Below are 15,691 nucleotides of genomic sequence, written 5' to 3'. Positions count from 1 at the left end.
TTATTTACTGCTTTTGTGCTTGACCATACTGGTCAGCCATAACTTCAACAAGATTTGAAGGTTTAATATATTTTTTAATAACTGCGTTCACATCAGCAACCGTTAACTTTGTTAACTCTTGGTCATGTTTAACACGGTCAAGTAATGTTTTACCTGACTCAAGCTCTAGATTTAACATACCGTGGATATTACGTTCATCTTCTAAGGCAGTAACACGTTTCTTCATGATATCCGCCTTCGCTGCTGCAAGCTCCTGCTCTGTAATACCATGAGTAATTAAGTCATTTAGAACCTTATGAACTGAAGCAGAAACTTGTGCTGAGCGACCAGCCGTATAATTTGCACTAATGCTTAACGCACCTACATTCGTGTCTCGATCTAATTGCAAACCAGTACCAAAACCATATACCAATGCATTTTTTTCACGAAGCTCTTGAGCCAAACGTGATGAAATTTGAGATTCACCCAAAATGTAATTCATTAAAATTAATGCAGAAGCGTCCGAATGGTTTTTCCCAACTGGTAAGGCAAGTACGCTTTGATAACTACCAAACTCACGTTGTTCAGATAAAGCATGTACTTGTTGAGCAGGAAAATCGACATGTTGAATCAAGATTTTTTCATATGGCTGCTTACTGTTCCAGCTCCCAAACTCTTGATTCAATAACTTTTTCATTTTCTTGGCATCAAATGCACCCGTAATCGCAATTTGCGCATGATTCATGGCAAAGAAATGCTGATATAGCTCTTTCACTTGTTCTTGAGTCACATTCTTTAATTGTTTTTTAGCCAACTCAGGTTCAAAGTGATAACGCAAATCACCTGGTTGGTATTCTTCAATTAAACGCGACAATGTTAAACCTGCCACGACATCCGGTTCCGTATAAGGACGATCAAGACTAGATAAGCTTTGAGATTTAATTAAGTCAAATTGAGATTGTTCAAATTTAGGATTTTTCATGACCTCTAGAATAAACTTGAAAAACTCATCGAACTTTTCAGTTTTAGATTGAATATTAATGGTCATACCATTGCCATCGGCACTCGCATAAGCTGCGCCACCTGCATCAATCGATTTATCGGCAATATCTTGCAAGCTATATTTATCAGAACCGCGAAGCAATAAATATGAAGTTAAATCAACAACCGTACCTTTATCGAATAAAGATTTTTCAGTACCAAAATCCATAGTAATGGTGGCATAGGTACGATCATCACGGGTTTCTATAGGGAATAAAGCATACTTCATTCCATTTTTAAGCTTTCCGCGAAGGATCTTTTTCTCATTACTTTCGGCATATTGCTTAGACGTTTTTAAAAACTCGGCAACTTCTTGTTGATAAACTTTCGGATCTTTTAAAGGCTCTGCTTTAACATCTGTTTGATCTAATGTTTTAGGCTTATCTTTTGCGTCGAGTTGTAATGCTTTCTTTTGGTCTTCTGGTGTTGGCAAAATATCGCCATCAATACGATGACCTGCAACAAGGAACTGTTTTAAGGTTTGATTTACCTCATTGAGCTTCACTTTATCAATTGAATCTAAATCTTTAAAATATTGGTCCCATTGCCCATCCGCTACAGTGTAATCACTTAAACGGGAACCCAAAGCAACGGCATCTTTATTGACTAACTCACCTTGCGTTTTCATTAAGCTTTTTACACGATTTAGCTCAGTCTCTGTAAAAGGTTTACCCTTTTCAATTCCAGAGAGCAAAGCGCTTTCAACTTTTTTAGGGTCATTTTTTGGTGAATAAATAGCACCTAAAAATACGACGTTAAAATCTTGATCTAGCCATGTTGATGCCTGAACGTCTGTACTAACACCTGTTTCAACCATATTTTGGTACAAATGACCACTTGGCTGCATAGTATACAACATAGGTGCGAAAGCCAGTTCCGGTTGAATTTTTGTATTTTTACCATCCATATAGATATGGAATTTGGCCAAATCACTACCCTTTTTCACCACAAACTCACGGTTTTTGAGTTTTGTAGAATCTAACACAGGCACTTGAACAGGCTTAGGCACAGCTCGCGCAGGAATTGGGCTAAAATATTGGTCTATCGTTTTCAAAACATCAGTTTTATCAAACTTACCTGAAATCACCATGACCGCATTATTAGGCGCATACCAACTGCGATAGAACTGGTTCAACTCAGGCATTTTAATTGACTTAAGCTCAGGTAAATCACCAATCGGTAATCGACCTAGATATTGATTACCATAAGCCGACTTCCACATTTGATCCATCAAGACAGCAAAAGGCTGATCCATACGGACTTCACGTTCACGCTTTACGATTTCAATTTCAGAAGGCACAAATTTTTCTTGTAGAACTAATTTGTCCATGCGCTCAGATTCAAGGTACAGCACTTGATCGAGTGCTGTTTTTTCTGGACGGACAATATTGGTGTATTTGGTTGAATAGTAATCCGTGCTCGCATTCGTCATTAACGTATATTGATCTAAACGGCGTTGGAATTCTTCACCTTTTACATTTTGCGTGCCTTTAAATGCTAAATGTTCGAGTAAATGTGCTAAACCACTTTTACCCTGTGGATCATTTAAAGAACCCGTTAAATAAATGGTATTAATAAAGATTTTATTTTCTTTGTCATTCGGCGCAAGCACTACCCGAAAACCATTATCTAATTTATATTCCTCAACATTTTGCTTACTTTTTACTAATGTTGTTTGTGCAAAAGAGGCAGCACTTAAACCAAAAATACATAGGGAGAGAGTCAGTTGTTTAAACTGCATAAACATATAAATACCAATTAATTTGAATAATAAAAAATCAATAGTTGTGTGACTATAGTAGGAAATTTGAGCTGACTTTCATAGTAAAGATTTGAAAAAAAAGCCGTTTATTTAAACGGCCTTATATTTTAAGGAAAAATTTCGGCTTGCATATAAAGTTTGCCATATCCCGAAATTTCAATACGTTCCTGATTTAAGACATTACAATACAAAACGCCTCCACGGCTAGAAGCCTGATAGGCCACAATATTATTTTTAGCGAGTTTCTCTGCCCATAGTGGCGCTATTGCGGTATGAATTGAACCGGTAACCGGGTCTTCATCAATACCTGCGACAGGTGCAAAATAACGAGAAACACAGTCATATTGATCGTCAGCTTTTGAAGTTATTGCAACATCCATTGCTGTAGTTGTAATTGCAGTCCGCTTACCTAAGGCTTTAAGTAAGTTCATGTCGGGTTGCTCATCTAACACATCTTGCACTGACTCATATTCAACAATGTAGGCTTGAACATTTTGATAAACCGCTTTAAAAGGTTTTGTTAATGCTTGACGTAAAATAGCCGGATAATCTTCAACTTGCTGAGCTTTACGAATTGGAAAATCCATTCTGATTTTGCCGTCTTCATCTTGATGAACTACAAACAAACCTAAGTTTCGTACATGAAAATTAAGAGTCTTTTTCTCAGTAAAATCTTTAAATAATACGAAAGCACTCGCAAGAGTCGCATGCCCGCAAAAATCCACCTCAACCGTTGGAGTAAACCAGCGTATTTCATAATTTTCAGAGTCTATAATTTTTACAAAAGCAGTCTCAGATAAGTTATTTTCAAGTGCTATCTTTTGCATTAAATCTGCATCTGGCCACTCTTTTCCAACAATCACAGCAGCCGGATTTCCACGAAATAACTCTTTGGTAAAAGCATCGACTTGATACATTTTCATGTTAGTGCTCTCTTTCTTAATAGGCTCATTTTCGAAAATTATTTAAAAGAAAAACAGATACAGTTTTTTAAAAATTAACATCACAGTCGCAAGTTACACATATAAAAAAACGGCTCATCCAGAGTGAAGAGCCGTTTAATATTAACTCTTAATGATGTTGAGTTAATTCAATTTCATCTTCGCTATTCATTATAGCTTTGTCGGTCTGCCCCATAAATTGGCTTGTAACTACACCAGCAGTCATCGAACCATTTACGTTTAACGCAGTACGTCCCATATCAATGAGTGGTTCAATTGAAATAAGAAGAGCAACCAATGTTACAGGTAAGCCCATAGCAGGAAGTACGATCAATGCTGCGAAAGTTGCACCACCACCAACACCTGCTACGCCAATTGAACTTAAAGTCACAATACCCACTAACGAAGCAATCCACATTGGGTCTAGGGTGTTAATACCCATAGTTGGCGCAACCATGACTGCGAGCATTGCAGGATACAAACCCGCACAACCATTTTGTCCAATAGTGGCACCAAAAGAAGCAGAGAAACTTGCAATAGACTCAGGCACACCCAAACGACGAGTTTGCGCTTCAATGCTCAGTGGAATACTTGCAGCACTTGAACGACTCGTAAACGCGAATGTTAGAACCGGAGCAACTTTCTTGAAGAACTTAAGTGGAGAAACACCGGTCACAGTCAAAATAATGGCATGTACGACGAACATAATCGCCAAACCTAAATAAGACGCCACCAAGAAACCACCTAGGTTTAAGATATCTGCGACATTTGAACTTGCCACAACTTTCGTCATGAGGGCAAAAACACCATATGGTGTAAGCGTCATCACTAAACGAACAAGCTTCATTACCCAAGACTGTAATGTCTGAATAGCTGTCAGAATACGTTGACCTTTTTCTGCGTCATCTTTCATTAGGTTGAGTGCTGCTATTCCTAAAAAGACAGCAAAGATAACCACGCTAATAATTGAAGTCGGATTTGCACCCGTTAACTCAGCAAAAGGGTTACTCGGAATAAAAGAAAGAATAAATTGCGGTACGCTTAAGTCTGTTACTTTACCCACATAGTCGGTCTGAATTGCAGTAAGTCGAGCTGTTTCAGCCGCTCCTTGTACCAAACCTTTGGCAGTTAAACCAAACAAGTTCGTCACAAATACCCCAACCAGCGCAGCGATGAGTGTGGTAAATAACAAAGTCCCGATGGTGTAGAAGCTGATTTTTCCTAAAGAAGAAGCTTGGTGTAGCTTCGCTACCGCACCTAAAATCGAAACAAAGACCAAAGGCATCACGACCATTTGTAAAAGTTTTACATAGCCGTTACCAACAATATTAAACCAGCTAATAGATTCAGCAAGAATCGGATGGCCACCGCCATAAATCAAATGTAGTCCTAAACCAAACACTACACCTAAAATTAAGCCAGCTAGAACTTTTTTAGATAAGCTCCAGTCCGTTTTACGTGTTTGGGCGAGTAAAAATATTAACCCGACAAAAACCACAATATTGATGATTAAGGGTATATTCATTCCCAAACTCCAAATTATTGCTTGTGTCATCTTTTAAGGGGGCATATTTGACCATAGCCGGCCTATATAAACTACCCTTTTCAACAATTTTCTAGCATGCAGATCATTACCGATCTGAATGAGAATATAAAATGACTTTTAAATACATATATATCACTTTTAAAACATAAGTTACGTTAGATATTTATGTATAAAAATTAAGCGCATTTCTGTATAAATTGTTGCTCAATAAAACAAATAAATTGCTTTAAATTACTGCCCCATGTTTCAGGAGGCTGGGCGACCAAATAAGTAGTGAAATGTGCAGATTCAGTGTTAATTTCAAAACAACTTAATGAGACTTTATCGGCTACTTTATTCAGATATGACTTTGGCAATAAAGCAAAACCGACACCTAATTCCACACAGCTTACAATGCCATCCAGACTGCCCATTTCCATAATTTGCGAAGGTGGCACACTGTGATCATTTAAAAACAACTCAATTGCATGCCGATAGGAACATCCTTGTCGAAATGCAATAAATCGAGTCTTTGCGAGGGTGGCAATGTCGGGAAAATCAATTTGTTGTTTTGGGCAAACCAAAACCAGTTGTTCTTGCCACACCGGAAAACTATATAGCTCTGGAATCACATATTTAGAAGCGACGAAAGCACAATCGACTTCTCCTTGTTGCACAGCATTTAACAAATATCCTGTCGGGTGAGTTTGAAGTTCAAGCGGCAAATTCGGATGTTGCTGCATACATTCATTAAGCAATTGCGGAAGTCGTATTGCTGCTGTCGTTTCCATACTGCCCAAACGAATAGTTTCATTCGGGTCAATATCACCTTCTCGGAAAATTGTCTTCGCTTTATTATGCAGTGCGATCGTTTGCACAGCATAACTATGTAGCTGGTGTCCTGCATTGGTTAATGTAACGGGGTTATGACGATTTAATAAAATCACACCTAATTCTTCTTCAAGCTTTTTCACGTGGCTCGTGATATTGGATTGAACCGTACACATTTTTTGTGCAGCCAATGAAAAACTTCCACTCTCTGCAACCGCTAAAAAAAACTCTAAAGACTTAAGCAACATGCCACTATCTCAAAATAAGATAATTAATATCATATTAAATCATTTCTAATGATAAATAAACTCGCTTTTAATAATAAAAAAATTGAGAGATTTCTCATGTCTACATTCTATCGAATGAGCCTGCTTGTCTTTTTAGCGACTTGCCTAGGAATTGGTATTTTTAGATTTTCCTATACCGCACTCATGCCTATTATGATTGTGCAATATGGATGGACTCATGATTTTGCAAGCTATTTAGGAAGTGCAAATTTATTGGGCTATCTGGTTGGCGCATTATTGGCACTGTTTAGCATTAAAGAAAAATCTATACCCGCTTTGATTATAACTTCGGCGGTTTTAGGTAGCTTAAGCCTACTCTGCTGTTCTTTTATACACATGTCTTTGGCTTGGTTTGTTCTCTGGCGCACCATTTCAGGTATCGCAGGTGGCCTACTCATGATTTTGGCACCTAGCTTTGCCATGAAAAATATTGCAATTAGCCAAAGGCTCAAAGTCAATTTTTTAGGGTTTAGTGGTATTGGCGCAGGCGTGTTATCTGCCACTCTCATTATTCCTGCACTTAAAAATATGCCTGTTCAATATGTCTGGGAAATTTTTGCCGCCATTTCCATTATTGGCAGTTTGGTACTTTTTCAGTTATTAAGGCATCCACCTACCGAGTCCGTTCAAACGGCCAATCACGCTCCTCAAAACTTCAAACATTCACGTTTAGGACTGGTCATTATTATTGCTTATATGTGCAGTGCTTTTGCATATATCCCTCACTCTTTGTTTTGGATGGACTATTTATCGGGAACCCTACATTTTCCATTGCAACAACGAAACTTATTTTGGGTTCTTTATGGGGTTGGAAGTTGTATTGGCGCCTTTGTGGCGTATTGTTTAAGCCGCTTTATTGGATATTTGCAGGCAATTAAATGTCTATACGGTGTCTATTGCTTGGCAGTTGCCCTACCTTTTTTTTCACATGCTACTGCTTTGCTCACTTTATCGTCCTTTCTTACAGGTTTACTCACACCTGCCACCGTATTTATTAGCTCTTATAGCCTGCTGCAGATTTATGAACAGCGTTATCAAAAAATCTGGAGCCTTGCCACCATTGGGTTTGCCAGCACTCAGTTATTAGGTGGCGTAGTGATTAGTACCTTGCATCACTTGCATTGGTCTTATGCACACCTGTTCTTAATGGGTGGCATTGTTTTGCTATTCGCTTTAATCCTTTTAGTTCGCACCCGTTCTTCCATACCCACCACTCTCGGAGAAACCAAATCATGAAAACTCTGCTCTTTCCTGTATTTCTAGTTGCTTTCGTTCTTATTATTCAAGCCCTAGACCAGAGTTATCAAAAGAAAATCGGGATACCTAAAACTGCTAAACATCCCGAATTTATGCAATAAAAAATGCCCCGATATATCAGGGGCTTTTCCATTGAGTAGTCGTATATTGTCAAAATAAAAATTAATGAATAGATCAGTAGAACAAACCGCATAACAACTATTTTAGTAGCCTTATTAAAATACTTAACTGACAAAAAATGTCATATTATGTCAATGTAGAGAGCTATTTTCTGATCTATATTCAGTCAAAATTTATAATTTTTAATACTTAAAATTGAGCAAAACATGAGCAATAACAATTATATTGATGAGCTTTTAAAGCTCTTGGCGATGTTCGCTTTTATCGGTGTTTTATTACTGGCATTTAAGTGTCAGACCATCTTTGCACTAGATATGACAACATCATACGAAGTCTCGGTAAGGATTGTTATCTATATTCTCACAGCAGCTATTTTGGGCTTTTTAACACGCAATCATATTGAGTTTACAACACAATTTTTAATTGCTGTTCCATTTGCATACTTTTGGCTAGAGCCAATTCTTGACTACAAGGCCATTCAAACTATCCCAGATGTTCCGTTTTATCTCTCAGGTCATGGTCAAAGTTTAGGGCTACTCATCGTGATCATATTTTGTTTTGCCCTATGGGTATTTAAAGAAACAAGCTCAAACTCGCTTAAGTCTCAAAATGTCTAAATGAGGATTTTTAGGGAGTTTTATAAAGTTAAAAATCGTCACTGTACTCTATGTTTTTATAATATATATTTTAAGCAAATTAATTTATATCAATTAAAAACTCTAAAAATGTTCAATGTATCAAACCCAGCAAATGCCGTTGTTGTAGGTATTATCGCAATAATTGCTACAGTTAGTCTTCTGATATGGAAGTTTAATTTTTATCTCGGTATAGATATATACACCAGTGGAGAGGTGCTATTTAAAACATTATTGTATGCCGCCCTAATAGGACTATTTAGTTACTATTTTCGCCATACAATTAAAATTAGTAATACAGTGATTTTATCATTACCGCTTTTTTTCTTTTGTATTCGGCCTATTCTAAACTACAAAATGACGCATACCATTGGAAATGTACCACTGTATGCAACACATCATGGGCAAGGCTTAATATTGCTCAGTTTAACGATATTAGCATGTATATTGTGGGCATATACGGCTAATTCTTAGCTAAAATTTTAACGTTTAATATTCTTATTTTTTATTATTTTTCAAAATTATAAATCTAAAGACTTTAAAAGCCCTCAATTGAGGGCTTTTCTATGAAAGTTTAATCTTCCATATGTTGAATTATGGCATCGCCAAATTCTGAGCAACGTAACAAGGTCGCTCCCGGCATTAAACGCTCAAAATCGTAAGTTACGGTTTTAGCTGCAATCGCTCCTGAAATACCTTTAATAATCAGGTCCGCTGCTTCTGTCCACCCCATATCACGGAGCATCATTTCAGCAGAGAGAATAATTGAACCCGGGTTGACTTTATCTTGCCCAGCATATTTAGGTGCAGTGCCATGCGTTGCTTCATACACTGCAATAGCTCCACCAATATTCGCACCTGGCGCAATCCCGATTCCCCCTACTTCTGCTGCTAATGCGTCGGAAATATAGTCACCATTTAAATTAAGGGTTGCAATTACAGAGTAGTCAGCAGGACGCATCAAGATTTGTTGCAAGAAAGCATCTGCAATCACGTCTTTAATAATGATGTCTTTACCATTTTTAGGGTTCTTAATTTTAACCCATGGGCCACCATCGATTAATTCACCACCGAAACGATCTAACGCTAACTCATACCCCCATTCTTTAAAGGCACCTTCGGTATATTTCATAATGTTGCCTTTATGAACAAGAGTCACCGAAGGTTTGTCATTATCTATTGCAAACTGAATAGCCTTACGAACTAAACGCTGTGTTCCTTCTTTGGAAACAGGTTTAATACCAATACCACATCCTTCAGGGAAACGAATTTTTGTGACCCCCATTTCTTCTTGAAGGAATTTAATAACTTTTTTAGCTTCTTCAGAATCTGCTTTCCATTCAATACCTGCATAAATATCTTCCGAGTTTTCACGGAAAATCACCATGTCAGTTAACTCAGGATGTTGAACGGGTGAAGGGACGCCTTGGAACCAACGCACAGGACGTACACATACATACAAATCCAGTTCTTGGCGTAGTGCAACGTTGAGTGAACGAATACCACCACCGACTGGTGTAGTTAAAGGGCCTTTAATTGAAAATACAAATTCACGCAGCGCTTCAAAGGTTTCTTCCGGCATATAAGTACCGTAAATTTTATTGGCCTTTTCACCGCAATACACTTCCATCCATTCAATAGAGCGTTTGCCGCCATAGGCTTTTAAAATTGCCGCATCAACAACTTTTTTCATTGCCGGTGTAATATCTACACCAATACCGTCACCCTCAATGAAAGGAATAATTGGATGATTTGGTACATTCAGTGACAGGTCTGCTTTTACTGTAATTTTATCACCGTCGGCAGGAACCACGATCTTCTGATAACCCATTATGTAGATTCTCCCTTTTATAATATTTAACTAACCAAACAAAAATAATTATCGATAAACAATACTTTCAACTTTTATTAACGCATAATAGCTTAATCGAATTTAACCCTTTTTGAGATTTATGTGGGAAATAAGCAAATTTCGCACTTAAATATAGCTCAATGTTTTTACCGCTTATTTGAAAGAAGAAGTCATTTTTTATGAAAATCGTCATTCTCAACAAACCATATGACGTTCTCTCCCAGTTTCGTAAAGACGAAGCACACATGACGGTCTCTGACTTTGTAGATGACCCGACTTTGCGCATAGCAGGTCGTCTTGATATGGACTCTGAGGGTTTAGTTTTCTTAACTGATCATGGTGGTTTGAATCAGTTCATTACCAACCCTGCGAATAAAAAATACAAAACGTATTTAGTTCAAGTTGATGGCGATGTAACCGAAGAAGCACTCGAGCAGCTTCGTAAGGGTGTAGAGCTTAATGATGGTATGACTTTACCAGCTAAAGCAATTAAGGTAAGTGAGCCTGAATGGTTATGGGATCGCGATCCTCCTGTACGTTACCGTGCCAGCATTCCAACATCTTGGATTGAAATCTCTATTTGTGAAGGTCGTAACCGCCAAGTTCGTCGCATGACCTCTGCGGTAGGTTTTCCGACTTTACGTCTCATTCGTACAAAAATTGGTACGATTGACTTAGTTCAATTGGGATTACAACCGGGCGAAACCAAAGAAATTGAGCCTCTACTCTACCCAGACTTTAAAGATGTTCCGGCTGAACAACCTTATCGTTCACGTTCATATGTGAAAAAACCAGGTGGCACTGGCGGTAAGCCAATGGTTCGCAAGAACAAAGATGGTTCTGCGAAAAAATCTGGTACAAAGCGTATTTGGCAAATGGATGAAAGTGAAAAACCGCGTCGTAAGACTAACGGTACAACGCGTCCAAATACCAAAGCACCACGTGGTCGTAGCCGCAATAGCCGATAAAAATATTTAAGTTTTAAAGCTCACGTTAGTGGGCTTTTTTTAATGACTTTTATTTTATAAAAATAAAAAGCCGGCGCTTATGCACCGGCTTTTAGCTATGTACTAATGAATTAGTAATTAAGCCTGAACAGTTGAAAGCGCTGCATTGAATGTAGCACTTGGACGCATTACAGCGCTTACTTTCGCTGGGTCAACTGCATAGTAACCACCGATATCAGCTGGTTTACCTTGTACTTGAGCAAGCTCAGCAACGATCTTTTGTTCGTTTTCAGCTAATGCTTTTGCAAGTGGAGCAAATTTAGCTTTCAACTCAGCATCTTCGTTTTGTGCAGCAAGTGCTTCTGCCCAGTAAAGTGACAAGTAGAAGTGGCTGCCACGGTTATCAAGTTCGCCTGTACGACGTGATGGAGACTTGTCATTGTCAAGCAATTTACCAGTCGCTTCATCAAGTGTCTTCGCAAGTAACTTCGCACGAGCATTATTTTCTTTAATACCCATTTCTTCTAGAGAAACTGCAAGCGCAAGGAATTCACCAAGCGAATCCCAACGTAAGTGGTTTTCTTCCACAAGTTGTTGTACGTGTTTAGGTGCTGAACCACCCGCACCAGTTTCGTACATGCCACCACCCGCCATAAGCGGAACGATAGACAACATTTTCGCAGAAGTACCAAGTTCCATAATTGGGAACAAGTCAGTTAAGTAGTCGCGTAAGATGTTACCGGTTACAGAAATTGTATCGAGGCCACGAACTACACGCTCAAGTGTGTAACGCATTGCACGTACTTGAGACATGATCTGGATATCAAGACCAGTCGTATCGTGATCTTTTAAGTACTTCTGTACTTTCTTGATCAATTCATTTTCGTGTGGACGGTATGGGTCAAGCCAGAAGATCGCAGGCATGCCTGAGTTACGTGCACGAGTTACTGCAAGTTTTACCCAGTCACGAATCGGAGCGTCTTTCACCTGACACATACGCCAGATATCGCCTTCTTCAACATTTTGAGTCAATAACACTTCACCAGTGTCAAGATCAGTAATATTTGCAATACCTGCTTCAGGAATTTCAAAAGTCTTGTCGTGAGAACCGTATTCTTCAGCTTTTTGAGCCATCAAACCAACGTTTGGTACTGTACCCATTGTTTTTGGATCAAAGTTACCATGCCATTTACAGAAATTGATCATTTCTTGGTAAATACGGGCAAATGTTGATTCTGGCATTACTGCTTTAGCATCGTATTGCTTACCATCAGCACCCCACATTTTACCACCAGCACGGATCATTGCAGGCATAGAAGCATCTACGATGATGTCGTTAGGTGAATGGAAGTTAGTGATGCCTTTTGCTGAGTCAACCATCGCAAGTGCAGGACGGTGTTCTTGGCAAGCATGTAAATCTTCAATGATTTCTTCACGTAATGAGGTTGGAAGAGTTTCGATTTTCTCGTATAACCCAGCCATACCGTTATTTACGTTAATACCTAATTCGTCAAACAACTTACCGTGTTTTTCGAAAGCTTCTTTATAGTAGATTTTCACACAGTGACCGAAAACGATCGGGTGTGAAACTTTCATCATTGTCGCTTTTACGTGTAATGAGAATAAAATTCCTGCTTCACGGCAGTCATCAAGTTGTTTCTCATAGAAGTCGCAAAGCGCTTTTTTGCTCATGAACATTGAGTCAATGATTTCGCCTTCTTGAAGCGCAACTTTTGGCTTAAGAACAATGCTCTTACCACTGTTTGTGATAAGTTCCATTTTTACATTGCGTGGACGGTCAAGTGTCATTGACTTTTCACCGTGGTAGAAGTCACCTTCTTCCATGTGTGAAACGTGAGTTTGCGACCATTGTTTCCACTCGCTCATTGAGTGAGGGTGTTTCTTAGCGTAATTTTTAACGGCAGCAGGAGCACGACGGTCAGAGTTACCTTCACGAAGAACAGGGTTTACTGCTGAACCTAGGCATTTGCCATAACGAGCTTTGATTGTTTTTTCTTCTTCAGTCGCTGGGTTTTCCGGATAGTCAGGAATTGCATAACCTTTAGATTGAAGTTCTTTAATACATGCTGTCAATTGCGCAACAGAGGCACTAATATTTGGGAGTTTGATAATGTTAGTATCTGGATCTTGTGTAAGACGACCTAGCTCAGCAAGGTTGTCGGATACCTTTTGCTCTTCACTTAGGTAGTCAGCGAATTCTGCGAGCACACGTGCAGCTACAGAGATGTCACTTTTAACAATCTCGATACCAGCTGGCTTAGTAAAGGTCTCAATGATCGGCAGTAGCGAATAAGTCGCCAATAATGGCGCCTCGTCAGTCAGTGTGTAAATGATGGTTGACTTTTCACCAGCCATATATAGCCCCTTCCGTTGAATTGAGTTTTGAGGACCGAGCTTTTGGCCCAGTGCCTACGAACCGATATGCTTAAATAAAACCCTGAGAGTATCGGCTCTCATTGGCTTTCAGTCAACGAAATATCCAGTGATAACGACATTTCGCAGCGAAATAATACATAATTTAAATCTATCGATAATAATCTTATACCTAACTTATGGTAATAAATGCGCTTTTACCAACTTTTTAGGTATAGAACAGTCTTAAATTACATGAGATATCTTTCAGAGTTCTGACAATTATTATACTTTTCATTCAAAACAAACTCAAAGATAAAGACTCTTTCTATGTTTTGAAGTTAGGAAAAAACAAAAACCGATGCACGAAACATCGGTTTTTTATAAATTAATTAACGGTTATTTAGGCTTTTAACCATTTGTCAGCTTTGCTTTGATCTTCAATAATAAGTTCAACTTCAGTTAAGTTTATGCTGTCACTTGTAACTTCAAACGACAATAACTCATCACGGCGGAAAGCCAAGACTGAGTAATTACCCTTTTGTTTAGCATATTTCTCAATAAGTTTTGTGGTCGCTTTTAGTCCATCAATTGCAATAATGACATCATTAGCAGAAATACCCGCTTTAGCACCAGCTCCCTCACGGTGAGCATTTTGTACTAACACACCTTCAGGCTTATCAGCTAGCTTTAAACCATAAGCTAAAGTCTTATCATTTTTAAGCGTATAACTTAAACCAAACTCAGGAAATAACTGATCAAGTGGTAACTCTTCAGTAGTATTAATCAAATGATTGATTTGCTCTACCCAACTATCGCCTGTTAGCTCTTCACATAAATCAAAAATTGTACGCTCATTAACCTGAACACCGTTTTGCGTATTTTCATACAATCGACGCATTAAGGCATCAAGGCTAGAACCACGTAAACGTAAGCCTAAGTCCAAACACAAGGCAACTAATGCACCTTTGTTATAATAGCTCGTGCCTGCATTATTCGAATTTTCATCTTGACGATAAAATTTAATCCAAGCATCAAAACTTGATTCTGCTACTGTTTGAACAAAACGTCCCGGGTTTTGCAAATAGCGATCAATCTGTGACTTCAACAAATCTAAATAAGACTTTTGGGAAATCACGCCACTACGTAATAAAATTAAATCATCGTAATACGAAGTAAACCCTTCAAAAATCCACAGTAGCGAGGTATAGCCTTCTTGATGTAGGTTGTAGTTCGCAAAATTTTCTGGACGGATAAACTTTACTAACCAAGAATGAAAATATTCATGACTGCATAAACCTAAGAAACGTTGATAATCTTTCGAAGGTTCAGTGGGTTCATTCGATTTCGGTAAATCATCTCGTGGAGTAATCAGACTTGTGCTATTGCAATGCTCTAACCCACCGTAACTATTCCCTGTTGCCATAGTCATGAAGGTATAGTTTTTAAACGGTGCTGAACCAAACAGATCAATTTCGGCTGCACAAATTTTTTCAATATCCGTTTTTAAACGATCAACATTCGTAGCGTGAGTACCTGAAATTACAAACTCATGTTCAATTCCATGCGTTTCGAAGCTAAAACGCGTTTGATCAGCCAGTTCAAATGGACTATCAATGAGTTGATCATAATGATCAGCTTTTAAAGTAAAACGTCCTTTTACTAAACTTTTTGAAGCTAATCCTGTTGCTAACTGAAAGTGTTTTAATTCATCCGGCAAAAAGATTTCTAATTCACATGCAGATTGTTCTTGGCCTTCTAAGCCTAAACACACACAGGCAGGGTTAATATATAAACGCGTTTGATCTACATAAGCACCACGTACTGATAAATCATATGCATAAACATCATATTCAACAGTAATTAACTCGTGATCGGTGTTAAATAAACGCCAGCGATTTTTTTCAGTCTTTTTAATATTGAGCATGCGTCCAGCTTCATCATAGGCCTTTACTGCCTCGATGTGCTTAGAAAACTCTCGAATGAGATAACTGCCCGGAATCCACGTTGGCAACCATAGTTCCTGATTTGGATTCGCTAAAAAGCGAATTGTCACGTGAACAAGGTGTTGTTTGTAATCATCGAACTCAATTTGATAATGCAACATAAATTCTTCAATTTAAAAATAAGAACGGTTTCAC

At 38.4% G+C, this 15,691-nt stretch carries 12 protein-coding genes; 5 read left to right on the top strand and 7 right to left on the bottom strand.

The window, feature by feature from the left end:
• Window positions 1-4 precede the first annotated feature (4 nt).
• The 4 genes from G9371_RS00755 to G9371_RS00740 form a co-directional block, all read right to left on the bottom strand.
• Window positions 5-2,767, bottom strand: coding sequence for a M16 family metallopeptidase (locus tag G9371_RS00755; protein WP_165471247.1), 2,763 nt, complete (start codon window positions 2,765-2,767; stop codon window positions 5-7).
• 122 nt (window positions 2,768-2,889) lie between these two features.
• Window positions 2,890-3,705 carry a PhzF family phenazine biosynthesis protein gene (locus tag G9371_RS00750; RefSeq protein WP_000784950.1) on the bottom strand — a complete coding sequence of 272 codons (816 nt, stop codon included), beginning with the start codon at window positions 3,703-3,705 and terminating at the stop codon, window positions 2,890-2,892.
• A gap of 148 nt (window positions 3,706-3,853) precedes the next feature.
• A complete protein-coding gene (locus G9371_RS00745; RefSeq protein WP_001025081.1) occupies window positions 3,854-5,248 on the bottom strand; it encodes an L-cystine transporter in 1,395 nt (464 codons plus the stop codon).
• Window positions 5,249-5,445: 197 nt separating this feature from the next.
• Window positions 5,446-6,327: a LysR family transcriptional regulator gene (locus G9371_RS00740; protein WP_165471246.1), complete on the bottom strand. Its 882-nt coding sequence runs from the start codon at window positions 6,325-6,327 to the stop codon at window positions 5,446-5,448.
• 96 nt (window positions 6,328-6,423) lie between these two features.
• On the opposite strand from G9371_RS00740, the gene G9371_RS00735 reads away from it, so the two are divergent.
• From G9371_RS00735 to G9371_RS00720, 4 genes are all read left to right on the top strand, one after another.
• Entirely contained in the window at window positions 6,424-7,602 is a 1,179-nt protein-coding gene (locus G9371_RS00735) for a YbfB/YjiJ family MFS transporter (RefSeq protein ID WP_002036896.1), read from the top strand.
• Window positions 7,599-7,724, top strand: a complete 126-nt coding sequence (locus G9371_RS00730; protein WP_000854365.1) for a hypothetical protein — start codon at window positions 7,599-7,601, stop codon at window positions 7,722-7,724. The genes G9371_RS00735 and G9371_RS00730 overlap by 4 nt, the downstream gene beginning before the upstream one ends.
• A gap of 225 nt (window positions 7,725-7,949) precedes the next feature.
• Window positions 7,950-8,360 (top strand): hypothetical protein, encoded by a 411-nt coding sequence (locus G9371_RS00725; protein ID WP_029423951.1) that lies wholly within the window; start codon window positions 7,950-7,952, stop codon window positions 8,358-8,360.
• Window positions 8,361-8,852, top strand: a complete 492-nt coding sequence (locus tag G9371_RS00720) for a hypothetical protein (RefSeq protein WP_001218091.1) — start codon at window positions 8,361-8,363, stop codon at window positions 8,850-8,852.
• Between the two features lie 100 nt (window positions 8,853-8,952).
• On the opposite strand, the gene icd is transcribed toward G9371_RS00720, so the two are convergent.
• Complete coding sequence (gene icd, locus G9371_RS00715; RefSeq protein WP_029423952.1) at window positions 8,953-10,209, bottom strand: NADP-dependent isocitrate dehydrogenase; 1,257 nt, start codon at window positions 10,207-10,209, stop codon at window positions 8,953-8,955.
• Between the two features lie 200 nt (window positions 10,210-10,409).
• On the opposite strand from icd, the gene G9371_RS00710 reads away from it, so the two are divergent.
• On the top strand, window positions 10,410-11,198 hold the full coding sequence (locus G9371_RS00710; protein ID WP_000706554.1) for an rRNA large subunit pseudouridine synthase E: 789 nt from the start codon (window positions 10,410-10,412) through the stop codon (window positions 11,196-11,198).
• Window positions 11,199-11,315: 117 nt separating this feature from the next.
• On the opposite strand, the gene G9371_RS00705 is transcribed toward G9371_RS00710, so the two are convergent.
• Entirely contained in the window at window positions 11,316-13,553 is a 2,238-nt protein-coding gene (locus G9371_RS00705; RefSeq protein ID WP_000896679.1) for an NADP-dependent isocitrate dehydrogenase, read from the bottom strand.
• A gap of 400 nt (window positions 13,554-13,953) precedes the next feature.
• Window positions 13,954-15,657 carry a M61 family metallopeptidase gene (locus G9371_RS00700; protein WP_000903516.1) on the bottom strand — a complete coding sequence of 568 codons (1,704 nt, stop codon included), beginning with the start codon at window positions 15,655-15,657 and terminating at the stop codon, window positions 13,954-13,956.
• Window positions 15,658-15,691 lie beyond the last annotated feature (34 nt).

The organism is Acinetobacter sp. EKM10A (assembly GCF_011075215.1).
Taxonomy (GTDB): domain Bacteria; phylum Pseudomonadota; class Gammaproteobacteria; order Pseudomonadales; family Moraxellaceae; genus Acinetobacter; species Acinetobacter baumannii.
Note: the sequence above shows the minus strand (reverse complement) of the source record. Positions and strands in the feature narration are given on the sequence as shown.